Here is a 22,990-nt window from a genome sequence, read left to right on the forward strand (position 1 = left end):
CTCGTTGCGTCCTGACCCAACCGGCGCGAGGTCTCTGTCTCGGCGCGAGGCCTTGTTCGAAGCGACAAAATCGAAGACCCCATTTGCGAGATCCGGGACGGGCATTCCAGCATTCCATGCAAACAATCTGCAATTGCATGGGTAGCGTGGCACCCTTTAACGGAATCACACCAAAAGGTTGCAGTTTCGCGTATGAGCTAGTTTTTGGATTGTGCTTAATGGACGCTGACGAGGGTGGCCCGAAGTTGGACCGAACTGGAACCGCTGTTTCGGAGCGTCCGCTTGCGTCTGGCGACAAGGCGGAATTGCGCGCGGTTCTAGCGATCCGAACTGCTCCAGAGACCTTTGAAATGCCTCGCGGTGGCGAAGGCGAACACTAGGACTCCGAGGAGCGTCCCGGCCGACGACTGGCGTTCAAGCGCGACTTCTCTGCCGGGACGGGAGTGACCTCAACCATTTGCGCCTCGTCCAAGCGAGATGGCCGAAGCGAGATGGCCGCGCCGTTCCGCAGCGCGGCCTGAGCTCAATATTTGCTTTCGTCTCACCAGTGACGATGCCAGCGGTGACGCACGACCGGATAGGCTCCCCCGTAATAAGCATACGCGGGCCTCACGACGCGACGGTACCGATAGCCATAGGAAACCGGCGCCGTGTAGTAGGTCGTCGTCGCGTAGCCGCCACCCCAACGATAGGGCGCATCGTATCCATAGTCGTAAGCGTATGGGCCGCCATAGTATCCGGCGCCGTAGTACCCTGGACCGTCGTAGTAGCCATAGCCCGGCCCCCAGGCATACGCCGAGGAGGCGAGCCCGCCGATCACCGCACCGGCGAGCAGGCCGCCGGCGAGGCCCGGCCCCCATCCACCTCGCCAATGAGCTTCGGCGGGCGATGTTGTCGCAACCGAGCTGACGCCCAGAGCGCCGACCATGGCCGCCACCATTGCCATTTTCTTCATCGTACCACTCCTTTCATTTCGCTTGCCCCGGCGGATAACGGGAAAAACAGGCAATGGTTGCCGAAGTTGCCGAGGGCGGCATGAGGGCTGGTCAGCCGAGCGGGCTCACTCGAAGCAGCTTTCGAGCTCGGAACACGAGCGCTCAACGCAAACGGGACCGAACCGTGCTGCGCTGCGCACGAGCGCGTTCAGGTTCGCTGAGTCGGCGCTGTGGGGGCCCGTGGGGACTGGTGCCGCGCTGGACGAACGCGCCGGCGCGGAGGACACGCGCTGGGACAAGCAGAGGATCAAACTGGAGGAGGCGGTTCGTCGGGCGCGAGAGTAGGGGCGCAAGAAGACGAGGGTGCGTTTAGTGCACTCTCACCGCAATTCTGGAGCCCGCCATCAATAGCGGCCGCCGGTGCCCTTTTGCTGCGTGATCCAGTCCGACAATGTTTTCGGCGCCGATTTCGCAGTCCGTCCCGGTGATGCCTTCGGATTGTCGCGAACGCCTTTCGTCGACGGGGTTCGCGGCGATTCTGTTGCGTTGATGCTCTTCAAGGCGGCCGTCGATGCCTCTGCGGCCTCCTTCTCGAGGCGCAACTGTTTCAATCGCGCCATCTTGATGCGCTCAGCCTCGACTTCGGGCCGTTCGGGCAGCTGCGGTTTGTGTTGAGCAAGCTCGGCCGGGACCAGGACACCGAGAATGGTCGTCTCGCCGAGCGCCTTGCAGGCTTCGAGCCGATGCAGTCCCTCGACCAGAACGAGGCGGTCTCCGTCGATCCGAACGGAAATAGGGGCCTGTTGTCCGATGTCCAGAATGCTTTCCGCGATCTCCCCGACGACCTCGGGCTTGAGCGCCTTCTTCATTTTCGTGGGAACGAAGATATTCTCGATCGGGAAGCTTTCCGGTTTGGGCATAACTCGACTCCGCGTCTACCAGGCCCGTCGGAACAGATGCCCATGGTGTCGGGAGTTTAGAAGGGAAGGGCGCGACCGCAAAGGCAATTCGGCGGCAGGGGTGTTGATGAGCAACGAAGCTGGAACCAGTCTCGATGACGGTGGCAGCGCGAAGGGTGGGTGGAATGATGGGTTTCGCAAGTGCTCTACCCATCCTACGAGCTATCTATGGAAGTCCGTTCTTCCAAAAGCCTTGGCTATCGAATCCGGCGTCGCAGTGCCCACAAGTATCGCCTGCAGTTCAGCAACATACTCCGAGAATCTGCTGATCGACATGGAAACGCTTGCTTCTTTTCCCGTTGGCCGATGCAACTCTCGGTGCAATTGCGACCATCGACCACAAAGCGCTAGCGTGAGTTCCTTTTCTCGCGCTGCCAAACGAAGTGCCGCGCCCTCTGGCTCATGTACCAGTCGCAGTAACGTCCCCAAGAGTTGAGGTCCGAAGAGTTCATTGGGATCCGAGAGAGTTCGCCTTTGCTGTCGTGCTAAGACGAGCAACTCTTGAAGAATGCGATCTGTCTCGTTTTTCTCGCGTTCTTTTGTCGGCGGGCTCGCTCGCAACGCAGCGAGTCGTGGTTCGATCGTTTTTTCTAAATCGGGCCAAAATCGTCCGAAGACTTTTTCAAACTGTTTGTCTTCACGGGCGGCCTCTCCGGCGGCCGAGTTCATGCCTTTCAATAGCCTCAGCATTTCCTCTTTGTCGAATGCCGTGGATTGGAATAGAGCCAGCGGCTGCTTAATGTCTGAAGGCTTAAGGTTAAAAAGAATCGGGGCGACTTTCCCCTCAGAGAATGACTTTGCTATCGCGCCAGCTTCGAAGTGCAGCCAAGGCGAGTCTGTATTTTCGGGTGTCAAGACCAAGATGCCAAAGCTGCTTGCTTCAAGCTCACGTCTGATAGATGCCGACCAATGGGTTCCCTTTTCGATGTCCTCTGACGACATATATGGGACGAATGTCTGATTCATGAGCGGCAACCACTCGCGTAGATCGCCCGCGATCCCTTTGCTTACGGCTCCTGACCAGCTAATGAAGATCTTCATTGAAGATTGCCTCTAAGAATTCGTAAGCAAATGGCGCGGAGGGGAATGCGGCGGCGGAGTTGTCGCCGCCGCACCAAAGTTACGCTGCTTGGGCTCGCCATCTCTCTTGGAGAAATTGTGCAACCTCCGGTGAGAGATTGTACCAATAGGCGTCGTTGCTGGTTGCATCGACGACAATAAGTGAGTCATTGCGATCCAACGAGCGGCGCACGTGCTCCGCAGCTTGCTCTGCAGTGAAAGAGCTTCTGACGTACCAAAAAGACTTTTGAACTTTGGCCCAAGAGCCGAGTTCCTTGATTGCTGAGGCGACGGCTCCATAGTCCTTGCCGGGCTCAAAAAGATCGTAAGAAACGAAGAGATTATTCGCCATATGCGAACCTCGCTGTAGAAAACGCTAAGGCTCCGCTAGACGCCGGAAGAAAGAATCGCTTAACTGCTCGTGCCACGGAGAGGAAGCTTAGCTTTCTCGACGTCCCCGTAAGTACCTTAGCTGGTCTTCACGGGCCCAATGCCGAGGCTCGCCTCGGCATTGGTGTCTCTAGAACTCAAATCATCGCACCAACTTATTCTAGCCTCCTTGATTCGAAGGGGCTCTAAAAAGATGCCCATCCTCCACGATTGTGTTCCGAGGCAACGGGCACGGCTCTACGTCTCGATGATCTCGTCGCACGTATTGCACTTCAGCAGCGCCCCAATGCAAAGCAGCGTGAAGTTGCTGCATTTGCTGCAAGCGTCCCCAGTGTATTGAGGAAACAAGGGATGCTTGCTCGCTACTGCGTCCTTTAGGCGGCGCTTTGCGACGGTGTCGCTGACTACGCATAGACCAGCAATTGTATCTTCGTCATGCAAGCGGAGAACCACATGATCCGGCGCTAGGAATAGGTCCGCAAAGTCATTTGCTTGCGCCTCGGCGGATTCTTCCTTTTCGACGAATCTGAGAACGGCCTCTTTGTCGTTGGAGAATGCGACAGCGAGTCCATCGTGCAACACGATGTGCCCGATTTCGTGCGCCACGATGAAGCGCGCATACGTTTGACCCGCTCCGGCGTCATCCCAAATCCGTTTTATTATGTGCAATGTTAGCGGGCTGAACGAAACGCAAGCTCCCTCGGGCAGGTCGTCGGGACTATGAAATTCTATATGCAGCTTGCCCTTGCCGCGCAGTCGTTTGGTGAGGACCTGAACCACAAAGGTGCAGATGTTGAAGCTGTTGCCGCCATGACGATCCGCGATCAACCACCAGCTCAATGCCGTTTGAGCGATTTGCTCGCGGGAAAGAATCCGGACTATGTGATCGCGGAGCGCCATGGCCAGGGAGCTAGCTACATCCAGTTGTACTTCCGCAGGTATCGCACTTCATGCAAGTCCCATTGCGCACCAAGGTGAAGTTGCCGCACTCGCTGCACATCTCGCCTTCGTAACCCTTAGCTTTGGCCTCTGCGCGGCGCTCGGCCTTGGTCGGCACTAAGGTATGCGCGGCGCTGCCGCCTTTGCTCCACTGGAGCGCTTCGAGCTTTTCGGTAGGTGAGAGGTCGTGCTGCGCTTCCTGCCTTAGCGCTACGGCACCTTCCACGACTGCTTCGGCGCGCGCTTCGGGAGATGAGAACGCCATACGCGGTCCGTCTGAAGTCTTCCCGAGTTCGGCTATATTCGAGCCGCGCATCACCACGAGGTTGTCGGTGCGCGAGCGGGTGAGGCCGCGCGACACCAGCTTGGAGGCGCCGTGGCTGTGATCGCCGGGCTCCTTGCCTTCCTCGACGCCCTTGCCGAGCACGTCGAACCCGGTCTCGCTGGGATCGACATGGGCGAGGTCGAAGCGGCTGAGGTAGCTCACCGCCAGTTCGCGGAAGACGTAGTCGAGGATCGAGGTCGCGTATTTGATGCTGTCGTTGCCCTGCACGGGGCCCGCCGGCTCGAAGCGGGTGAAGGTGAAGGCATCGACATATTCGTCGAGCGGCACGCCGTACTGCAGGCCCAGCGACACCGCGATGGCGAAGTTGTTGATGAAGGAGCGCAGCGCCGCGCCTTCCTTGTGCATGTCGATGAAGATCTCGCCGATGCGGCCGTCGTCATACTCGCCGGTTCTCAGATAGACCTTATGCCCGCCGACCACCGCCTTCTGGGTGTAGCCCTTGCGGCGATCCGGCATCTTCTCGCGCTCGCGCATCACGATGATGCGCTCGACCAGCTTCTCGACGATCTTTTCCGAGACCTGCGCGGTCCGCGCCGCCATCGGCTTGTCGTAGAGATGATCGACCGCATCGTCCTCGTCCTCATCGTCGGCGATGAGCTGAGAGTTGAGCGGCTGCGACAGTTTCGAGCCGTCGCGGTAGAGCGCGTTGGCTTTCAGCGCGAGTTTCCACGACAGCATGTAGGCGGACTTGCAGTCCTCCACCGTGGCGTCGTTCGGCATGTTGATGGTCTTGGAGATCGCACCCGAGATGAAGGGCTGCGCCGCCGACATCATGCGGATGTGGCTCTCGACCGAGAGATAGCGCTTGCCGACCTTGCCGCAGGGGTTGGCGCAGTCGAACACCGGATAGTGCTCGGCCTTGAGGTGCGGAGCACCTTCCACCGTCATCGCGCCGCAGATGTGGACGTTGGCCGCCTCGATCTCGCGCTTGGTGAAACCGACGGCCTGGAGCAGGTCGAAGCCGGGGGCCGCGATCGCTTCGGCACCGATGCCGAGCTGGTCGCGGATGAAGTCCTCGCCAAAGGTCCATTTGTTGAAGGCGAACTTGATGTCGAACGCGGTCGGCAGCGCCTTCTCGACCTTGGCGATGGCCTCGTCGGTGAAGCCCTTGGCCTTCAGCGTCGAGACGTTGATGCCGGGGGCGTTGGAGAGCGAGCCGTGGCCGACGGCGTAGGCCTCGATCTCCGCGATCTCGCTTTCGCGATAGCCGAGCGCGCGCAGCGCCGCGGGCACCGCGCGGTTGATGATCTTGAAGTAGCCGCCGCCGGCGAGCTTCTTGAATTTCACCAGCGCGAAGTCCGGCTCGATGCCGGTGGTGTCGCAATCCATCACGAGGCCGATCGTGCCGGTGGGCGCGATCACCGTGGTCTGGGCGTTGCGATAGCCGTGCTTCTCGCCGAGCTCGAGCGCCGCGTCCCATGCCGCCTGCGCATGCGCGACCAGGTCGGGCTGCGGGCAGGAGACCAGGTCCATCGGCACTGGATTGACCGAGAGCGCCTCGTAGCCGTTGGACTGGCCATGGGCGGCGCGGCGGTGGTTGCGGATCACGCGCAGCATGTGCGCGGCGTTCTTCTTGTAGCCGGGGAAGGTGCCGAGCTCGGAAGCAATCTCCGCCGAGGTCTTGTAGGTGATGCCGGTCATGATCGCGGTCAGCGCGCCGCAGAGCGCACGGCCTTCCTTGGAGTCATAGGACAGGCCCATGGTCATCAGCAGGCCGCCGATATTGGCATAGCCCAGGCCAAGCGTGCGGAACTCGTAGGAGAGCTCGGCGATCGCCTTGGACGGAAACTGCGCCATCATCACGGAGATCTCGAGCACCAGCGTCCACAAGCGGCAGAGATGCTCGTAACCCTCGACGTCGAAACGCTTGGAGCGGATGTCGTAGAAGGTCAGCAGGTTCGCGGAAGCGAGGTTGCACGCCGTGTCGTCCAGGAACATGTATTCCGAGCACGGATTGGAGGCGCGGATGTCGCCGGACGCCTTGCAGGTGTGCCAGTCGTTCATGGTGGTGTTGAAGTGCAGGCCGGGGTCGGCCGACGCCCAGGCGGCGTAGCCGATTTTTTCCCAGAGGTCGCGCGCCTTCAGCGTCTTGGTGATCTTCTTCGTGGTGCGGCCGACGAGATTCCAGTCGCCGTCGGTTTCCACCGCGCGGAGGAAATCGTCCTTCAGCGAGACCGAATTGTTGGAGTTCTGGCCGGAGACCGTGAGATAGGCTTCCGAATCCCAGTCGGTGTCGTAGATGTCGAACTGGATGTCCTTGTAGCCCTGCTTGGCGAACTGGATGACTCGCTTGATGTAATTGTCCGGCACGAGGCTGCGGCGCGCGAGCTTGATCTCGCGGCGCAGCGCCGGGTTCTTCTCGGGGTCGAAGCAGTCGTCGCCCGAACCTTCGCAGTTGACGCAGGCCTTCAGCACCGCCTTGAGGTGCTTCTGGTTGATCTTGGATCCGGTGACGAGGGCAGCGACCTTCTGCTCCTCCTTCACCTTCCAGTCGATATAGGTCTCGATATCGGGATGGTCGGCGTCGACCACGACCATCTTGGCGGCGCGGCGGGTGGTGCCGCCCGACTTGATGGCGCCGGCGGCGCGGTCGCCGATCTTGAGGAAGCTCATCAGGCCGCTTGAGCGGCCGCCGCCGGAGAGGCGTTCGCCTTCGCCGCGCAGGCGCGAGAAGTTGGAGCCGGTGCCGGAGCCGTATTTGAACAGGCGCGCCTCGCGGACCCAGAGGTCCATGATGCCGCCCTCGTTGACGAGGTCGTCACTGACGCCCTGGATGAAGCAGGCATGCGGCTGCGGATGCTCGTAGGCCGACTTCGACTTGGTCAGCTTGCCGGTGAAGGGGTCGACGTAATAATGGCCCTGGCCGGGACCGTCGATGCCATAGGCCCAATGAAGACCGGTGTTGAACCATTGCGGCGAGTTCGGCGCGACCATCTGCTTGGTCAGCATGTAGCGGAGCTCGTCGTAGAAGGTCTGGGCGTCCTCGTCGGAGGTGAAATAGCCGCCCTTCCAGCCCCAATAGGTCCAGCAGCCGGCGAGGCGGTCGAACACCTGTTTTGCGCTGAGCTCGCTGACATAGCGCTCTTTCTCGGGCAGTTCGCTGAGCGCCTCGATGTCCGGCACGGAGCGCCACAGGAAGGAGGGGACGGATTCCTCCTCGATCTTCTTCAGGCGCGCGGCGACGCCGGCTTTGCGGAAATACTTCTGGGCCAGCACGTCGGAGGCGACCTGCGACCATTCGGTCGGCACTTCGACGTTGTCGAGCTTGAACACGACCGAGCCGTCGGGATTCCGGATCTCCGACGTGGTCTGCCGGAATTCGATCCCGGCGTAAGGTGACTGTCCCTGGGTGGTGTGGCGCCGCTCAATCCGCATGGTCTTGCCCCGTCCTTGTTTTTAGCCGGACCGCCTCCGCTGGGCGACCGGGTCGATATTACGTTTCGCGAGTCCTCGAACGGCCGTGCCGGCCTTCGAGGCTTCGCAGTTCAAGCCGGTGGATCCGGCCCAGTTTCTCACGGCGCGATGGGTCACATCCGCCGGCACGTCCACGCGCCTCCGCCCCCAGGGGGATGTGCGCGACATGCGTTCAACGCCACCACTCTCAACCATTGCCGTCCGGGCCTGTTTCCGGCCCGTTCTGGCACCCGAAAAATCCGCCTTCGAGGGCAGACAAGCCCTCATCCCGCTGCCTTCGTCTGGCTTGGCGGAGTGCTGTTTTGCGGACCCTTTGGGGAGTGCCGGCGGGACACAAACACACTCGCGCCGAACGGTTCGAAAGCTAGGACTCTCCGTTGCGCCCGTCAAGAACTAGTGCGAGTTCCTGAATCAAATACTAAATATGGTGGAGATCGGGGGAAAACAGGGGGCAAGCCCGCGCCTGTTGTGGAGACAAGTATCAGTGAGTCCTCAGGGATTCCCAACCGAAAAAATTTCCATTCTGCGATGCTGCACATGCTTCATCCCGCTGTTCACAGGGCAGGTATTTTTTTGGCCCTCGGGGTTGCGCAAACGGGACTCACGTAGTGGTACGGAAGGTGAGGGCAGGCATGCCCGTGGCGGTGGTGGAAAGCCGCGCGAATCCGCGCCAAGCTGGCCGCGAAATTTGCCGGACTACCCACATGCTTGATTCGACCAGGCCGGGTCTGCGACCGCGCATCGCCCCGGCCGGCCTGATGTTCCTCGCCATCACCTCGATCGGCTGGGGCTTCAACTGGCCCGTGACCAAGTTCCTGCTGGCCGAGCTGCCGCCCCTGACCTTGCGCGGGGTGACCGGCGTGCTCGGGGCGGCGCTGCTGGCGGCGCTCGCTTTGGTCCGCGGCGACCGCCTGAAGGTCCCGGCTGCGATCTGGCCGCGACTCCTGATCGCGGCCGTCCTCAACGTCACCGGCTGGATGGTGCTGATGGGGCTCGCGCTGCTCTGGCTGCCGGCAAGCGAGGCGGCGCTGATCGCCTACACCATGCCGGTCTGGGCCTCGCTGATCGCCTGGCCGGTGCTCGGCGAGCGGCCGACGCTGCTGCGCACGATCGCGCTGGTGATGGCGTTCGCGGGGCTGGCCTCGATCATGGGCGGCAACGGCTTTGCCGCGAGCGAAGCGAAACTGCCCGGCATCATCATGGCGCTGGTCGGCGCGGCCGGCTTTGCGCTCGGCACGGTGCTGCTGAAGAAATACCCGATCCGGCTGCCGCCGATCACCGCGGCGGCCTGGCAGATCGGGCTCGGCTGTCTGCCGGTCGCGATCGTCGGCCTCGCGATCGAGACCTCGCATCTGGAGCTGGTGACCCCGCTCGGCTGGGGGCTGCTGGTCTATTCGACCGTCGTGCAGTTCTGCATCGCCTATGTCAGCTGGTTCGCCGCGCTGTCGCGCCTGCCGGCGTCAGTGGCCGCGATCGGCACCATGGCGGTGCCGGTGATCGGCGTCGTGGCCTCGGCGCTGGCGCTGGGCGAGCCGCTCGGCCCGGGCCAGATTGCGGCGCTGATCTTCACGCTGGCGGGCGTGGTGCTGGCGACGCGCTAGCTTGCCGCACCGCCGCCCAACGCCTTCCTGATCATCTCGGCGAGCTGGTTGCGGCGATAGGGTTTTGTCAGCAGCATCACGCCGTCGTCGAGCTTGCCGTGATGGACGATGGCGTTGTCGGTGTAGCCGGAGGTGTAGAGCACCTTCACGCCCGGCCGGATTTTCGCCACCTGCTCGGCGAGCTCGCGCCCGCTCATGCCGCCGGGAATCACGACGTCGGTGAACAGGAGATCGAAGGCCTGGCCGGCCTCGATCAATTGCAGCGCGGCGCGGCTGTCGGCGGCGGCGACCGTCTTGTAGCCGAGGCTCTGGAGCTGCGCGATGACGAAGTTGCGCACCAGCGCGTCGTCCTCGACGATGAAGATGGTCTCGGCCCCGCCAATGGCTTGCGGTGCGGCGGGGCTCGTTGGCTCGACCGTGCCCTCGCCCGGAGGCAGATAGAGCTTGATCGTGGTGCCGTGATCCTGCTCGCTGTAGATCTTGATGTGACCGCCGGACTGCTTGACGAAGCCGTAGACCATGGAGAGGCCGAGGCCACTTCCCTTGCCGACCTCCTTGGTGGTGAAGAACGGTTCGAACGCCTTCTCCTGGATGCCGGGCGGCATGCCGGTGCCGGTGTCGCTGACGGCGAGCATCACATAGGGACCGGGCCGCACGTCAGGGTTGGCGTGCGCGTAGGCCTCGTCGAGCACGACCCGGTGGGTCTCGAGCAGCAGCTTGCCGCCGTTCGGCATCGCGTCGCGGGCGTTGATCGCCATGTTGACCACGGCGTTGGTCAGCCGCGACGGATCGATATGCGCCGTCATCGGCCCCTGTTCCAAAACCGTCTCGATCTGGATCTGCTCGCCGAGGGTGGGGCGCAGCAGCTTTGCGATATCGGCGATCGCGGCGTTGATCTCGACATTGCGGGGCTGCAGCGGCTGCCTGCGGGCAAAGGAGAGCAGATGCTGGATCAGCTCGGCACAGCGCTCGGCCGCATCGTCGATCAGCCGCGCGATGCGCTGCAGCTCGGGCTGCTGTTGTAGGCTCGCCACCAGCGTCTCCGTATTGCCGGAGATCACGGTCAGCATGTTGTTGAAGTCGTGCGCGACACCGCCGGTCAGCTTGCCGATGGCGTCGAGCTTTTGCGATTGGTGCAGCTGCCGCTCGGTCTCGCGCGAAACGGTCGCGTCGTGATAGACCAGCACCGCGCCGGAGATTGCGCCCTGCGCATCGAGCATCGGCCGGCCGCTGATCATGAGGTGGCGCACGTCATCGCCGCTGTGCGGGCGCACGATCATCTCCATCTGCTCGAAGGCGTCGCCGCGCAGCACGCGCGCGGACGGCAGCTCGTCGGGCTTGAGCGGCGTGACGCCGTCGCCGTGAAAGACGTCGGACAGCGCCCGCAGATTGCGCAGGTTCATGCCGGCGCGGTGCAGCAGCATGCGTTCGGCGGCCGGATTGGACAACAGCACGTTGCCATCTTTGTCGATCACCAGCACGGCCTCCGCCATGCTGCGGAACGTGCTCTGGAGCACGGTGACCGACAGGCGCAGCTCGTCATGCGCGGTGACCAGATGCTCGGTGCGCTCGGCGACGGCGGCCGCGAGCGCTTCCTTGGCGGCCTGCGTTTCGTGCAGCGAGCTCTTGAGCTCTCCGGTGGTGCGCTGGCTCTCGCGCAACAGCATGGCCACCAGCAGCAGGATCACCAGCGCGCCGACGACGTCGATGCCGAGCAGCACGATGCCGGTGCGGCGGGAGTCCGACGCGCGCGCGGCGAGCAGCTTTTCCTGCCCCGCGGTCAGGCGATCGAGATTGGCCATGAGCGCCTGCATGAGGCCGCGGCCTTCGGCCTTGCCGTTGAGCGCGGCAATGCCGGCTTGGTCGTTCTCGGCGACCAGCCGCATCGCTTCGGCCGCAACCTCGACCCGGCGCAGCACCAGGGGTTCGGTGGCCTCCATGAGCGCGACCTGATCGTGGTTGTCGCGAACGGCGCGCTTGAGATCGGCGAGCGCGGGCGCGATCTTGCTCCGGACGGCCTGGAACTCGTCGTTGAAGGCGGCGCCGTGATAGATCTCGTAGCCCCGCGCCGCGCTCTCGGCGTGGCGAGCGAGAAGGCGCACGTCCGAGATCTTGTTGAGCACCTCGACGGTGTGGTTGACCCAGGCCGAATCCGACCGCGACTTGAGGTCGAGGCCGATCGAGGCGGCGGTGATGATCAGGAGGATGGCAAGTCCAGCACCGAGAATGACGCGCTGCGAGGGGATCAAGGGGCCTCTTTCGTATCCTTCGGCTGCGCGCTCTCGCCGGGACCGCCGATGCATTCCCGGATCGTGGTCAACAGCGTCTCCGGCGTGAACGGCTTGCGCAGGCACCGCGCCGCGCCGAGCTCCAGCGCCATGCGGAGGAAATCCGGGGAGGGTGAGGCGGATGAGGCGAAGGCGTAGCCGGACATGGCGATCAGCGGGATCCCCGGCGCCCGCTCGTGGAAGATGCGGATCGATTCGAAGCCGCGCATATGCGGCATGAAGATGTCGACCAGCATCAAGTCAAACGTCTGCGCTTCGAGCGCGGCAAGCCCCGTTTCGCCGCCATCGGTCAGCGTGACGTCGAAGCCTTGACGTTGGAGGAGGACCTCGATCGTCGCACCAACCATCGGATCGTCGTCTACCACGAGGATACGCGGCATCACATGTCCCAGCAGATCGAAGTCCCCACGCCTTCGGTGATATAGGCGAATCGTGCACCGGGTCAATTTTGGATTGGACCCCCGTGGATATGCACGGTGCAATGCATAGTCGGATCGCTGAATTGCCGGAACACGGCAAAACGAATGGGCGGCGCCGAGGGTCACCGGCGCCGCCCATGGATCGCGTCGTTCACACCGGCTTACGGGCAGGGATGGCGCAGGCCGTCAAAGCCAAGATAGGTGCCCGATGCCGGATCGTAGGACCGGTAGCGCTGCGCGCAATAGGCCGCTGAATCGCCGCCGGTGTCCGGCACGACGGCCACCGTCGCACCATCGCCATAGTAGTCGTCGCCATAATAGTAGGGATCGTCGTAATACCCGCCGCCGTAATAGGCGTAGGAGCCGAGCCCGCCGATCGCAGCACCCGCCGCGAAGCCAGGCCAGAAGCCGCCGCGATGATGCCAGCCGCCACCGTGCCAGTTGCCACCGCCACCGTGCCAGTTGCCGCCACCACCGCGCCACGTGTTGCCCGCGGTCGCGAAGCTACGGCTGCCGGCGCCGTTGAAGGTCGCCCCGCCGCTCGGACGCATCGCTGCGCTGGCCGCGAAATTGCCGCCGCCACCGTGGAACGCTGCGCCGCCACCGCTGAAGCCGCCGCCGCCCATTCGAGCACCGCCGCTAAAGCCGCCGCCGCCGAAGTGAGCGCCGCCACCGCCGCCGCCGCCGCCGCCAATGTGAGCGCCGCCGCCGACGACGCTGGCTCGGCTCTGTGCGAAGCTCGGGGTCGCCATTGGAAGAACCAACGCGAGCGCTGCCGCTGCGCTTAAAACTTTCAGACTGGTCATGTTCAAACTCCTTTTCCCGGGAGCAAACCGCCTGAAACCGCAGTTGTTCCTGGGATCACGCTGGTTTACATGCGCCGCGCAGCTTTCCACGCCGTCTCTGTACCCGGCATGAACGGATCGCGCCCGATTTGCGGCAGGCTGCGCGCCGGCGTCGTCCGATTTCGCTGGGGCACGGGCGCGCCGGCCGAACTGGACATTTGGCCGTCCGGATGGCATCAGGACCCCTACGAAGCAGGGCCCTAGCCGCATGAAACAATTCTTCCTCAAGCTCTTCACCTGGTGGAACGGCCAGACCTTTGGCACGCAACTCTGGACCCGCCGGTACGGAGAGCTGGTCGGCCAGGACGAGCAGGGCAACCGCTATTATCGCACCCGCGGCGGGGCGATCGATCCCGCGCTCGGTTTCGAGCGGCGCTGGGTGATCTATAACGGCTATGCGGAAGCGAGCCGGATTCCGCCGTCCTGGCACGGCTGGATGCATCACATGGTCGACGTGCCGCCGACCGAGCTCGACTACCAGCCGCGCGAGTGGGAGAAGCCGCACCTGCCGAATCTCACCGGCACGGCGCAGGCCTACCGCCCCTCCGGCTCGACGCTGGCGAGCGGCAAGCGGCCGAAGGCGACCGGCGATTACCAGCCCTGGACCCCCGGCTAACGTCGCGATCTTCCATCGTTCGCGCTCTTCCATCGTTGGATTGGATGCACCCGCATCCGTCTCACGCCGCTGTGGACAACGGGAACAGCGGGGACGGTGCGTGCGCGGGTGTTGCACCGACGCGAGCGATACGGCTCAATGAACCCATCTTACGGAGATGGGAGACCATCGCGTTCGGTTCGGGCAACAGTTCGCGACTGTCCCGAAATGCAGCGGCCGCCGACCAGGACTCGATCGGGAGATAGGCCCCCGGTCTGGAAGTCTGAAATCGCCCGATGAGAATGTGCGCCGTCGTAAGACAGGAAAGGCCGCTCGGGAAACCGAGCGGCCTTTTTCTTTGGCGCGGCTGCTCTGTTGGGGCTGCTGCATCACTTCCGGAACATAAGACGAGCGAATGCCGCAGCTCCACATTCCGTCATTGCGAGCGCAGCGAAGCAATCCAGAATCCCTCCCCGGAAAGACTCTGGATTGCGTCGCTTCGCTCGCAACGACGATTTGACGTAGCTTTCGCCACACTTCGGTTTCGTGCCCCGGCAGGCCTTTGCGTCCGCGAGGACTAGTTAACCCGCTCGGCTGCGCGCCTGGCGGCATCGAGGCGGCGCGCCTGCGATGGCGCGATCCGCTCCTTCATCAGCGCCAGCACCTCGGCCGGAGCGGTATCGGGCGAGCCGGCATTGAATGGCGGCGCGGGATTGTATTCGAGGCGGAGCTGAATGGCCTCGGCGGTGGTGCGATCCACCAGCAGCGACACCAGCTTCAAGGCGAAATCGATCCCTGCGGTGACACCGCCGCCGGTCACGCGGTTTCGATCGATGCACACGCGTGTCTTCGTCGGCGTCGCGCCGAACAGTGCCAGCAACTCCATCGCACTCCAATGGGTGGCGGCATTATAGCCCTTCAAGAGCCCGGCCGCGCCCAACACCAGTGACCCCGTGCAGACAGACGTGACAAATTTGGCGCCGGAGGCCTGCTTGCGCACGAAGTCGAGAGTCTCCTCGTCGTTGAGCAGTGCATCTGTGCCGAAGCCGCCGGGAACGCAGATCACATCCAGTTGCGGACAGTCGGCGAACGTCATCGTCGGTGTCAGCATCAGCACGGAATCGCTCGGCACCGGATCCAGCGTCTTCCAGATCAGGTGCACGGTGGCGCCGGGCAGGGACGAGAACACCTGCAACGGCCCGGTGAAATCGAGCTGGGTGACGCGTGGAAACACCAGAAGTCCGATCTGGAGCGGTGCCGACATGAGAACCTCCAATGAAGTGCTTGACGCCAGCAAACTGGCATGATGCTCTTTCGTCCGAAATGGCATAATTCCCTCACTTTCGGACATAGAACATGATCGGCATCCTGATCTTTCCGGATTTCCAGTTGCTCGATGCGGCCGGCCCGATCTCGGTATTCGAGATTGCGGCGCGGGCCAGCGGCAAGCCGCTTGCCCTACGAGTGCTGGCGCTGGAGGCCGGAGCCGTGCGCAGCTCGTCCGGCGTCGAGATGATGGCGCGCGATTTCAAGTCCGCGAATGCGATCACGACGCTGGTCGTGGCGGGCGGCGCGGGCGTGACGGAGGCCGCGCGCTGTGAAGCCACGCTTGCCTTCGTGCAGCGGCTGGCGAAGCGCGGCGTGCGGATCGCCAGCGTCTGCTCGGGTGCCTATGTGCTGGCCGAAGCCGGCCTGCTCGACGGCCGCCGCGCCACCACGCATTGGGGCCGCACCCGCGATTTCGTCGCGCGCTATCCCAAGGTGAAGTTCGAGCCGGACCAGATTTTCACCCGCGACGGCAATGTGTGGACGTCGGCCGGCATCACCGCCGGCATCGACCTCGCGCTGGCGATGGTCACCGAGGACCATGGCGAGGAGATCGCGCAACAGACCGCGCGTCAGCTCGTGCTCTACCATCGCCGCAGTGGCGGTCAGTCGCAATTCTCCTCGCTGCTGGAGTTGAAGACGCCGAACGGCCGGTTCGGCGCGCTATTGTCCTGGGCCCGCGAAAATCTCGACGCGCCGCTGACGGTGGAGGACCTCGCCGATCGTGCCGGCATGAGCGCGCGACATTTTGCCCGCGCGTTTGCCGCCGAGACCGGCACGACGCCGTCGAAAGCGATCGAGCGCTTGCGGATCGAGGTCGCGCGCGAACGCGTACAGTCCTCGCGCGAAGCGATCGAGCTCGTTGCGGAGGCGACCGGCTTCCGCGACCCCGAGCGGATGCGGCGCGCCTTCATCCGCGCCTTCGGCCAGCCGCCGCAGGCGCTGCGACGCGCCGCGCGGGCGGGCTAGGCAAGTCCTATAAGGACGCACTTAGCTCGCAAAGCAGACATGTGCGTTGCCCGGTTCACAGCGACACATCGTGCGACACGCCCAAGGCCTCGACCAGGAAATCGATGAACAGGCGCGCTCGGAGTGGGAGTTGCCGTCCGAACGCGTGTAGGACGTAGACCGGCGTGGTGAACATCGGTATGTCCGGCAGAACGAGATTCAACCGGCCGGCGGCGAGCTCGTCCTCCACCGCGATCCGCATGAACTGCGTGATGCCAACACCTTTTACGACTGCCTCGATCAACGACTGAGCATCGTCGCTATCGAACGGGCCATTGGGGATGACCCGCGTGCCGTCCGCGAAAGTAAATGGTTGCGGCCGGCCGCCAAGGAGGTGGCGAAGGCAGGCGTGCTGCGTCAGATCGTCGATCGTGCGCGGGATCCCCCTGCGCTGAAGGTAGTCCGGCGATGCACCCAAAACATATTGCAGGACGCCCAACGAGCGACCGATCAGATTTGTGTCTTCCAACTCCCCAATTCTGACAGCGAGGTCGAAACCCTCGCGAATGAGATCGAGACGGCGGTCTGTCACGCTGAGGTCGAGCTTGATGTCGGGATAGCGCTCCAGAAACGAGCCTGCCCATGCGGAAATGAGCGGTCGGCCAAATGTGCTTGGCACGGTGACCCGAAGCACGCCTCGAACGTTGCCGGGGACCTGCACGATGTCATCGGCTTCCTCTATCGCCCGTAGATGGGGAGCCACATGCTCGTAGTAAGCGGCGCCTTCGGACGTCGGACTGAGCGTGCGCGTCGAACGCTGCAGCAAGCGTACCCCGAGACGTTGTTCGAGCCGCGCGACACTTTTCGATACCGCTGAAGGACTGGCGCCGATTGACCTTGCGGCGCCGGCGAAAGAACCCGCGTCAACGGTCCGTACGAACGCCAACAGACCAGCCGTTCTTTCCAAAATCGTGGTCATTCAGGATTTTTGTTCACGAAAGAACCGAACGAATCCCATCTATTCGGCCATTTATGACCGAATAGGCTGATCTCTGCAACGGGGGACGATCCCTGGCAACCGCGTTCCACGTCTTCCGATGCTCCCACCGCGTACAAAAAAAGGAAAAGCAGTATGTCTGCGCAAACCAAACCAACGATCGTCTTTTGTCACGGCATTTGGGCCGACGGCTCGTGTTTCAGCAAAATCATTCCAGCATTGCAGGCCGACGGCCACGAAGTCATCGCCGTCCAATATGGCCTGGACTCCTTCGAAGAGGATTTGGCGACGGTGAGGCGTACGCTCAATCGCGTTGGCAGCCCGGTCCTTCTCGTCGGCCATTCCTACGGCGGCGCCACCATCACCGGCGCGGGTAGCGACGAGCGCGTCGTCGGCCTCGTCTACATTGCGGCGGTCGCCCCGGATGCCGGCGAGACCGTGCAGGACCAGCTCGACAAATATCCGTCGGATATTTTCTCTCGCGTCGAAGTCGCCGATGGGCGTGCGTGGATGCTTCCGAGCGGCACCGAGTTCTTTGCAGGAGATCTATCCGAGGCAGACCAGAAGCTGGTTTGGGCCACTCATTATGCGCCCGTATACAATCTGTTCCAGCAACAGAAGCTCAGCGCCGACAACGTCGCGTGGAGGTCGAAGCCAAGCTGGTACGTTCTGGCCACGCAAGACCACACCGTGCATCCCGACCTGCAACGCTGGGTCTCGAAGCGTATGGGAGCGACCGTCACCGAGGTGGCGAGCAGCCACGTGCCGATGCTCTCCCAGCCCGATGTCGTCATCGACGTGATCCGCAAGGCCGCGGCAGCCGTTCAAAAACGCTGATCACGGTAAGCCTACATTGCCCGATTGGCAGGAGAGGTCGTTCGCATGCCGACCTCTCCTGTTCACGGGCTGGTGTGCGATGGCTGCCCGCGGAGCCCGAGTCCGAACCGCGCCTTCGGGCCCCCGCCGCAGGCGCTGCGACGAGAGCCTGTTTGGACGGACTCACAACCAAAGAGGTCGGCTTGAGTGGCTGAGGCAGGCGTATGCCTGGAAGCCCGGCATGACCGGTTGCAGAGTTTCGACGCACCGATCAAGATGACGAAGTTCTCCAGCTGAAGCAGGGCGCTCGATGGCACTCGCAATCAATCTTCGAGCCGATCACGTTTCCGCTCACCAGATCGAACAGCTGTGGGACCAGGTTGCCGAATTTGAAGATGAGCCGTCGATGCGCAGCTTGGGGTACCAACCACATCTGACATTCGCGATCTATGACTCGCCCGAAATTGAAGCCAAGACGGCGTGGGGAGCGATGCAGTCCGCGAGTTCAAATGGGGTGCAAATGCCTATCGCCTTCAAACGAATCAGGTGGTTTGCGGGCCCACCACTTGTGCTGTGGGCTGAGCCCGAGGCGAACGAGACCCTTGGAAGGTGGCACGCTTCAATCAGTGCTGCCATCGACCCGGCCTATTGCCGGCCGCATTATCGGCCCGGCGCATGGGTGCCACATTGCACGCTCGGCACAGGTATCGCCGAGCCAAAGACCAAGGACGCCATCGCCTTTGCGCAGCCGTTCGATCGGCATATCGAAGTAACGTTCGATGTGGTCGATTGCGTCCTCTTCCCGCCCGTGCGGGTGGTTGCGCAACGGGAGCTACCGAAGTGCGTACCGTAAGTCCCCGGTAGCTTCTGGCCCTTCCACGAAGTGGCGCCGACCCGAGTTCGTCCGATCGTCAGGGTAGAGCGGAACCGCTCAAGCAAGTGCCAAAAAAGGGCGCTTTTGGATCGTTCAAGATCAATCCTGATCAAGCAAGCCAAGATCGTTTCAGTAAATAATCCGGCAGCAACGGAGGAAAACTCAGAAGCGGAGGAAAACTCATATGGCAACATTCGTCCTTGTCCCCGGGGCCGGCGGCATGGCCTGGTATTGGCATCGCACGGTCCCGCTTATTCGCGCGGCGGGTCACCAGGCCATCGCCATCGATCTACCGGGCGATGACAGGCACGCCGGTCTCGCGGCGTATGCGGACATCGTCATCCGTGCGATCGCGGAACGAAGCGAAATTATCCTCGTCGCTCAGTCCCTGGCGGGCTTCACGGCACCCCTCGTTTGCGCGCGTGCGCCCGTGCGGATGCTTGTGTTCGTCAACGCGATGATCCCAAAGCCGGGCGAGACGGCTGGTGCATGGTGGAGCGCAACGGGAGCGGTCGAAGCGCGGGAAGAAGCTGCAGCGTCCCGTGGCTATGCGACGGAATTTGGTGTGGGAACTTACTTCCTGCACGACGTGCCGCAGGACGTGTTGCGCACTGGCCCGGAACCACGCGAGGAAGCCGAGACCGTTTTCGGCGAGCCCTGCCGCTTCGCGCGCTGGCCCGACATCCCCATTCATGTTCTTGCGGGAAGAGACGACCGCTTTTTTCCGATCAAGTTTCAACGGCGTGTCGCCCGCGAAAGGCTCGGAAAGGAGGTGGAGGAAATTCCCGGTGGCCATCTCGTCGCGTTGTCGAATCCGGAAGCGCTGACCGAGCGCCTCGTTGCGTATGAGAGGGACTGACACGCCAGAAGCGAACAGCCAAGGTGCATCCGGGTCGGATTGGTCAACAAACGGCGATGATCAATTTCGATCAAGCGGCCGGCTGGACGCGGGTGATAGGCTTCGCCTGGAAGATACTTACGGCGATGGAGGAGGAAGCACGTGTTCCAAGTGACGGCTGGCACATTGCAGGCCTATCTCGAATTTGATCCGGAGCGGAAGCCTGATCTTCTTAAGCTGGACAAGCTGATCGCCCGGGCCGCTCCAGCGCTCAAACGCTTTTTCCATGCAGGGACGCCCGCGGGGGAAGCGGGTATGCGCATGAAGATGATCGGCTATGGGAAATTCCGTTATGCGATCAAGTCCGGGAAGAGCACCGAATGGCCCGTGATTGGTGTCGCTCTTCAGAAAAATTACATTAGCGTATATGTCTCGGTCACCAGGCAGGGGGCGCCGATCGTCCCCAGCTACGCAGGTCAGCTTGGGGAGCTGCGCGTCGGCGCAAACAACTTCAGCTTCGAGAGATTTGATCAGTTGAAACAGGATGCGGTATCATCGCTCGTGGCGGAGATTGAGCGCATCGTCACCTCCGATCCAGAGAACCCAGTTCGATACATGCAAGGATGATATCCCGTCGCCCCCGGCAGCTCGGCTGTCGGCCCGAAGGCGACGATCGCCATCGTGTCCGGCACGTCGGCAGTCGAGGCCAGACCGGACATCGGGAAGACGCGGGCAAATCGACGCGAATGACCCCAAGCGGACGGGCCACTTGACGCGGCTCTCTTTCGAAAGCGTGGTTACCTCTTCCCCAAATCCTCAGCGAACCGCAGGAGGTAACCATCGGGGTCTTGGACCAAGAATTGCCTGTTGCCGTGCTCCTCTCCGGCGATCCGATACCATGCGTCGTGACACTCTCTGAAGAGAGCCCATTTGTACTGCTTCAGTGCATCCAGAAGAGGAGCAACAGAGTCGACGGAGATTTGAAAATTAATCCCGCGCCCCAACGGCCGCTCCAGAGGCCCGGTTTCCCAGTTGCCATTTCTCTGATTCAGCATGACCTGTGCCCCCTGTAGTTCGATGTATATGAAGAGATTCTCAGGCCTTTGATAGGCAATCTGGAAGCCAAGTATGTCGCACCAAAAACTCTTGCTGCGTTCCAGGTCGAATACGTCAAACTCGGGTACAAGCCGAGCAAAGCCGCCACCAGGCAATCTATCCATCGTTATTCCCATCGCTCGGCATTCCTCCACGCTCTTGGTTTAGCGAACCGCGGCGGGGCCGGATACCGCTCTCGTGAGGGGCTATCTATCATGGATCCTCTGCGACTGCTTCTGGCCGCGAAGGCGAAGATCGCCATCGTGTCCGGCACGTCGGCAGTCGAGGCCGGACCGGACATCGGGAAGACGCGAGCAAATCGACGCCGCAGGTGCTGCGACGCGCGGCGCTGGGGTAGGGCGAGCCACACGGTTGTCAGCCAAAGGCCTTGCCGACCTCTCGACCGACGGATGCGATCACGTCATTTCGTCCATTCGGGTCGAGCGCGGCGCCGGTGAGGTAGACCGCGATAATGAGCGGCGAACGCTCGGGCGGCCATACGATGGCGACGTCGTTGGTGGTGCCATGCTCGCCTGCTCCAGTCTTGTCGCCCACACCCCAGCCTTGCGGCAGACCCGCGCGTAAGCGACTGTCCCCAGTCTTGTTTGCCATGAGCCATTTGACGAGCTGATCGCGCCCTTCCGGGACGAGGGCATTACCGAGCAGCAGGCGTTTGAAGTTTGCGGCCATCGCATTCGGCGTTGTGGTGTCGCGCGGATCGCTCGGCGCAGCCTCGTTCAGTTCGGTTTCAGTCCGATCCAATCTCGTCACCTTGTCGCCGAGGCTCCGCGCAAAGCCGGTCAACCCGGCGGGTCCGCCGATATTTTTCAGGAGCGCGTTTCCGGCTGTGTTGTCACTCCTGGTGATGGCCGCATCGCAAAGTTCAGCGAGCGACATTCCGTCTCCGCCGACATGCTCGCGAGTCACGGGCGAGTTCTCGACGATGTCGGTCTGCTCAATACGAACGCGCCGTTCAAGGCGTTCCAGCTTGCTGCCCGCGTCTTTGAGTATTGCCGCCGCGGCCAGGACCTTGAATGTGCTGCACATCGGAAAGCGTTCGTCTCCCTTGTGATGGATCGGAACTCCCGCCTTCGTGTCGAGCACGGAGACGCCGAGCCGGCCTCCGCTCTTGAGTTCCAGCTGCTTGATCGCCTCGACGAGCAATGCCGCTGCGCTTGGCGCAGCACCCGAGACATTCGACAGGAAGAGACTTCCCGCAACCGCGATTGATGATGAGCCGAACTGACGTCGTGTAAGCATGGAAAACTCCCGTGAATGGCGGAAGGTTTTGCTTGGCGCTCCGGCAATTGACAAACGATGGTTCGTAAGGCCATCCATAAGCAAAACTTGGATCAGACGTGGCCCGCCGCCCTGCCAACATTTCCAGTCTGCCCCTGAACGCGCTGCGCTCCTTCGAAGCCGCCGCGCGGCATCTCAGCCTCACCAAGGCCGGTCTCGAACTTCGGGTGTCTCAGGCTGCCGTGAGCCAGCAGGTCCGGATTCTGGAAGAGAGTCTGCGCGTAAAGCTTTTCAGGCGCTTGACTCGCGGGCTGGCTCTTACGGAAGAAGGCGAGGCGCTGCTGCCGGCGATCTCGGACGCATTCAGCCAGATCAACCAGGTCCTGGACCGGTTCGAAAACGGTCGAATGCGCGAAATGCTGACGGTTGGCGTGGTCGGAACCTTCGCGTCCGGCTGGCTCCTTCCGCGCCTCAAGAGCTTTACCTCGATCCATCCGCACATCGATATCAGGATCTTTGCGAATAATAATCGTGTCGACCTTGGCGGCGAAGGACTGGACTACGCCATTCGATTTGGCGACGGCGCCTGGCACGGGACGAACGCCGAGCGGCTGGTCGATGCCCATTTCACGCCGATGTGTGCGCCAACTGTGGCAAAGCGACTCAGGAACCCGGTCGACCTCCATAAGGAGGTGCTGTTGCGGTCGTATCGGGTGGGCGAGTGGGCGCAATGGTTCGATGTGGTGGAATGCAGGCAGCCTCGGATGACCGGCCCGACCTTCGACTCATCCGTCTCTTTGGCGCACGCGGCAGCTCAAGGCGCCGGAGTAGCGCTGTTGCCGATCGTCTTGTTTTCGGACGATCTCTCGCGCCAGCGACTGGTCTGTCCCTATGACAGTCAAGTCTATCTCGGATCATATTGGCTCTCATCCCTGAAATCAAAAAAGCTGTCGCCAGCGATGAAAGCGTTCCGCGACTGGATATTGGCGGAGTGCAAGAAAAAGAGAGCGCGCCATCCATGACGCCTGCGGGCCGTGCGGACGACGTCCAGCGCGGTCGACCCCCCG

21 protein-coding genes are annotated in these 22,990 nt (G+C 62.4%); 8 read left to right on the forward strand and 13 right to left on the reverse strand.

Features of this window, described 5'->3' with window-relative positions; all coding sequences use genetic code 11:
• Nucleotides 1-541: 541 nt before the first annotated feature.
• From AC0L2O_RS08525 to AC0L2O_RS08550, 6 genes are all read right to left on the reverse strand, one after another.
• Nucleotides 542-955: a hypothetical protein gene (locus AC0L2O_RS08525; RefSeq protein ID WP_473369409.1), complete on the reverse strand. Its 414-nt coding sequence runs from the start codon at nt 953-955 to the stop codon at nt 542-544.
• Nucleotides 956-1,339: 384 nt separating this feature from the next.
• Complete coding sequence (locus AC0L2O_RS08530; protein ID WP_473369410.1) at nt 1,340-1,855, reverse strand: ParB N-terminal domain-containing protein; 516 nt, start codon at nt 1,853-1,855, stop codon at nt 1,340-1,342.
• Nucleotides 1,856-2,056: 201 nt separating this feature from the next.
• On the reverse strand, nt 2,057-2,935 hold the full coding sequence (locus AC0L2O_RS08535; RefSeq protein WP_473369411.1) for a toll/interleukin-1 receptor domain-containing protein: 879 nt from the start codon (nt 2,933-2,935) through the stop codon (nt 2,057-2,059).
• Between the two features lie 79 nt (nt 2,936-3,014).
• Entirely contained in the window at nt 3,015-3,305 is a 291-nt protein-coding gene (locus AC0L2O_RS08540) for a hypothetical protein (RefSeq protein ID WP_473369412.1), read from the reverse strand.
• Nucleotides 3,306-3,580: 275 nt separating this feature from the next.
• A complete protein-coding gene (locus AC0L2O_RS08545) occupies nt 3,581-4,243 on the reverse strand; it encodes an ImmA/IrrE family metallo-endopeptidase (protein ID WP_473369413.1) in 663 nt (220 codons plus the stop codon).
• 10 nt (nt 4,244-4,253) lie between these two features.
• Entirely contained in the window at nt 4,254-8,003 is a 3,750-nt protein-coding gene (locus AC0L2O_RS08550) for a vitamin B12-dependent ribonucleotide reductase (protein ID WP_473369414.1), read from the reverse strand.
• 743 nt (nt 8,004-8,746) lie between these two features.
• Between AC0L2O_RS08550 and AC0L2O_RS08555 the strand changes: the two genes are divergently transcribed.
• The gene (locus AC0L2O_RS08555; protein ID WP_473369415.1) at nt 8,747-9,643 is read left to right on the forward strand and encodes a DMT family transporter; all 897 of its coding nucleotides are present in this window, start codon (nt 8,747-8,749) and stop codon (nt 9,641-9,643) included.
• On the opposite strand, the gene AC0L2O_RS08560 is transcribed toward AC0L2O_RS08555, so the two are convergent.
• From AC0L2O_RS08560 to AC0L2O_RS08570, 3 genes are all read right to left on the reverse strand, one after another.
• Nucleotides 9,640-11,892, reverse strand: coding sequence for a CHASE3 domain-containing protein (locus AC0L2O_RS08560; protein ID WP_473369416.1), 2,253 nt, complete (start codon nt 11,890-11,892; stop codon nt 9,640-9,642). The genes AC0L2O_RS08555 and AC0L2O_RS08560 overlap by 4 nt on opposite strands.
• Complete coding sequence (locus tag AC0L2O_RS08565; protein WP_473369417.1) at nt 11,889-12,311, reverse strand: response regulator; 423 nt, start codon at nt 12,309-12,311, stop codon at nt 11,889-11,891. The genes AC0L2O_RS08560 and AC0L2O_RS08565 overlap by 4 nt, the downstream gene beginning before the upstream one ends.
• Before the next feature lie 200 nt (nt 12,312-12,511).
• Complete coding sequence (locus AC0L2O_RS08570; RefSeq protein ID WP_473369418.1) at nt 12,512-13,156, reverse strand: BA14K family protein; 645 nt, start codon at nt 13,154-13,156, stop codon at nt 12,512-12,514.
• 247 nt (nt 13,157-13,403) lie between these two features.
• Between AC0L2O_RS08570 and AC0L2O_RS08575 the strand changes: the two genes are divergently transcribed.
• On the forward strand, nt 13,404-13,811 hold the full coding sequence (locus tag AC0L2O_RS08575) for an NADH:ubiquinone oxidoreductase subunit NDUFA12 (protein ID WP_369724049.1): 408 nt from the start codon (nt 13,404-13,406) through the stop codon (nt 13,809-13,811).
• A gap of 556 nt (nt 13,812-14,367) precedes the next feature.
• Here AC0L2O_RS08575 and AC0L2O_RS08580 read toward each other — a convergent pair.
• On the reverse strand, nt 14,368-15,054 hold the full coding sequence (locus AC0L2O_RS08580) for a DJ-1/PfpI family protein (RefSeq protein WP_369724047.1): 687 nt from the start codon (nt 15,052-15,054) through the stop codon (nt 14,368-14,370).
• Between the two features lie 92 nt (nt 15,055-15,146).
• Here AC0L2O_RS08580 and AC0L2O_RS08585 point away from each other — a divergent pair, with 92 nt between their 5' ends.
• The gene (locus tag AC0L2O_RS08585; RefSeq protein WP_473369419.1) at nt 15,147-16,085 is read left to right on the forward strand and encodes a GlxA family transcriptional regulator; all 939 of its coding nucleotides are present in this window, start codon (nt 15,147-15,149) and stop codon (nt 16,083-16,085) included.
• Between the two features lie 55 nt (nt 16,086-16,140).
• Here the strand turns inward: AC0L2O_RS08585 and AC0L2O_RS08590 are convergent, their stop codons facing one another.
• Complete coding sequence (locus AC0L2O_RS08590; RefSeq protein ID WP_409188990.1) at nt 16,141-17,043, reverse strand: LysR family transcriptional regulator; 903 nt, start codon at nt 17,041-17,043, stop codon at nt 16,141-16,143.
• A 153-nt stretch (nt 17,044-17,196) separates the two neighbouring features.
• Between AC0L2O_RS08590 and AC0L2O_RS08595 the strand changes: the two genes are divergently transcribed.
• From AC0L2O_RS08595 to AC0L2O_RS08610, 4 genes are all read left to right on the forward strand, one after another.
• Nucleotides 17,197-17,898 carry an alpha/beta fold hydrolase gene (locus AC0L2O_RS08595; RefSeq protein WP_409188989.1) on the forward strand — a complete coding sequence of 234 codons (702 nt, stop codon included), beginning with the start codon at nt 17,197-17,199 and terminating at the stop codon, nt 17,896-17,898.
• Between the two features lie 289 nt (nt 17,899-18,187).
• Nucleotides 18,188-18,730 carry a 2'-5' RNA ligase family protein gene (locus tag AC0L2O_RS08600; protein WP_473369420.1) on the forward strand — a complete coding sequence of 181 codons (543 nt, stop codon included), beginning with the start codon at nt 18,188-18,190 and terminating at the stop codon, nt 18,728-18,730.
• A gap of 205 nt (nt 18,731-18,935) precedes the next feature.
• Complete coding sequence (locus tag AC0L2O_RS08605; protein WP_473369421.1) at nt 18,936-19,610, forward strand: alpha/beta fold hydrolase; 675 nt, start codon at nt 18,936-18,938, stop codon at nt 19,608-19,610.
• A 141-nt stretch (nt 19,611-19,751) separates the two neighbouring features.
• Nucleotides 19,752-20,216 carry a hypothetical protein gene (locus tag AC0L2O_RS08610; RefSeq protein WP_409188986.1) on the forward strand — a complete coding sequence of 155 codons (465 nt, stop codon included), beginning with the start codon at nt 19,752-19,754 and terminating at the stop codon, nt 20,214-20,216.
• 170 nt (nt 20,217-20,386) lie between these two features.
• Here AC0L2O_RS08610 and AC0L2O_RS08615 read toward each other — a convergent pair whose 3' ends face one another.
• Both AC0L2O_RS08615 and bla read right to left on the reverse strand, forming a co-directional pair.
• Nucleotides 20,387-20,809, reverse strand: coding sequence for a bleomycin resistance protein (locus AC0L2O_RS08615; RefSeq protein WP_473369422.1), 423 nt, complete (start codon nt 20,807-20,809; stop codon nt 20,387-20,389).
• Between the two features lie 250 nt (nt 20,810-21,059).
• Nucleotides 21,060-21,944 carry a class A beta-lactamase gene (gene bla, locus AC0L2O_RS08620; RefSeq protein WP_473369519.1) on the reverse strand — a complete coding sequence of 295 codons (885 nt, stop codon included), beginning with the start codon at nt 21,942-21,944 and terminating at the stop codon, nt 21,060-21,062.
• Nucleotides 21,945-22,042: 98 nt separating this feature from the next.
• Here bla and AC0L2O_RS08625 point away from each other — a divergent pair, with 98 nt between their 5' ends.
• Entirely contained in the window at nt 22,043-22,945 is a 903-nt protein-coding gene (locus AC0L2O_RS08625; RefSeq protein ID WP_473369423.1) for a LysR substrate-binding domain-containing protein, read from the forward strand.
• Nucleotides 22,946-22,990: the final 45 nt, after the last annotated feature.

The sequence above is a fragment of the Bradyrhizobium sp. Kon10 genome (genome assembly GCF_055807395.1).

Coding starts and splice junctions, on each gene's coding strand:
- AC0L2O_RS08525 (WP_473369409.1), bottom strand. CDS start 955: ATGAAGAAAATGGCAATGGTGGCGGCCATGGTCGGCGCTCTGGGCGTC.
- AC0L2O_RS08530 (WP_473369410.1), bottom strand. CDS start 1,855: ATGCCCAAACCGGAAAGCTTCCCGATCGAGAATATCTTCGTTCCCACG.
- AC0L2O_RS08535 (WP_473369411.1), bottom strand. CDS start 2,935: ATGAAGATCTTCATTAGCTGGTCAGGAGCCGTAAGCAAAGGGATCGCG.
- AC0L2O_RS08540 (WP_473369412.1), bottom strand. CDS start 3,305: ATGGCGAATAATCTCTTCGTTTCTTACGATCTTTTTGAGCCCGGCAAG.
- AC0L2O_RS08545 (WP_473369413.1), bottom strand. CDS start 4,243: ATGGCGCTCCGCGATCACATAGTCCGGATTCTTTCCCGCGAGCAAATC.
- AC0L2O_RS08550 (WP_473369414.1), bottom strand. CDS start 8,003: ATGCGGATTGAGCGGCGCCACACCACCCAGGGACAGTCACCTTACGCC.
- AC0L2O_RS08555 (WP_473369415.1), top strand. CDS start 8,747: ATGCTTGATTCGACCAGGCCGGGTCTGCGACCGCGCATCGCCCCGGCC.
- AC0L2O_RS08565 (WP_473369417.1), bottom strand. CDS start 12,311: ATGCCGCGTATCCTCGTGGTAGACGACGATCCGATGGTTGGTGCGACG.
- AC0L2O_RS08570 (WP_473369418.1), bottom strand. CDS start 13,156: ATGACCAGTCTGAAAGTTTTAAGCGCAGCGGCAGCGCTCGCGTTGGTT.
- AC0L2O_RS08575 (WP_369724049.1), top strand. CDS start 13,404: ATGAAACAATTCTTCCTCAAGCTCTTCACCTGGTGGAACGGCCAGACC.
- AC0L2O_RS08580 (WP_369724047.1), bottom strand. CDS start 15,054: ATGTCGGCACCGCTCCAGATCGGACTTCTGGTGTTTCCACGCGTCACC.
- AC0L2O_RS08585 (WP_473369419.1), top strand. CDS start 15,147: ATGATCGGCATCCTGATCTTTCCGGATTTCCAGTTGCTCGATGCGGCC.
- AC0L2O_RS08590 (WP_409188990.1), bottom strand. CDS start 17,043: ATGACCACGATTTTGGAAAGAACGGCTGGTCTGTTGGCGTTCGTACGG.
- AC0L2O_RS08595 (WP_409188989.1), top strand. CDS start 17,197: ATGTCTGCGCAAACCAAACCAACGATCGTCTTTTGTCACGGCATTTGG.
- AC0L2O_RS08600 (WP_473369420.1), top strand. CDS start 18,188: ATGGCACTCGCAATCAATCTTCGAGCCGATCACGTTTCCGCTCACCAG.
- AC0L2O_RS08605 (WP_473369421.1), top strand. CDS start 18,936: ATGGCAACATTCGTCCTTGTCCCCGGGGCCGGCGGCATGGCCTGGTAT.
- AC0L2O_RS08615 (WP_473369422.1), bottom strand. CDS start 20,809: ATGGATAGATTGCCTGGTGGCGGCTTTGCTCGGCTTGTACCCGAGTTT.
- bla (WP_473369519.1), bottom strand. CDS start 21,944: ATGCTTACACGACGTCAGTTCGGCTCATCATCAATCGCGGTTGCGGGA.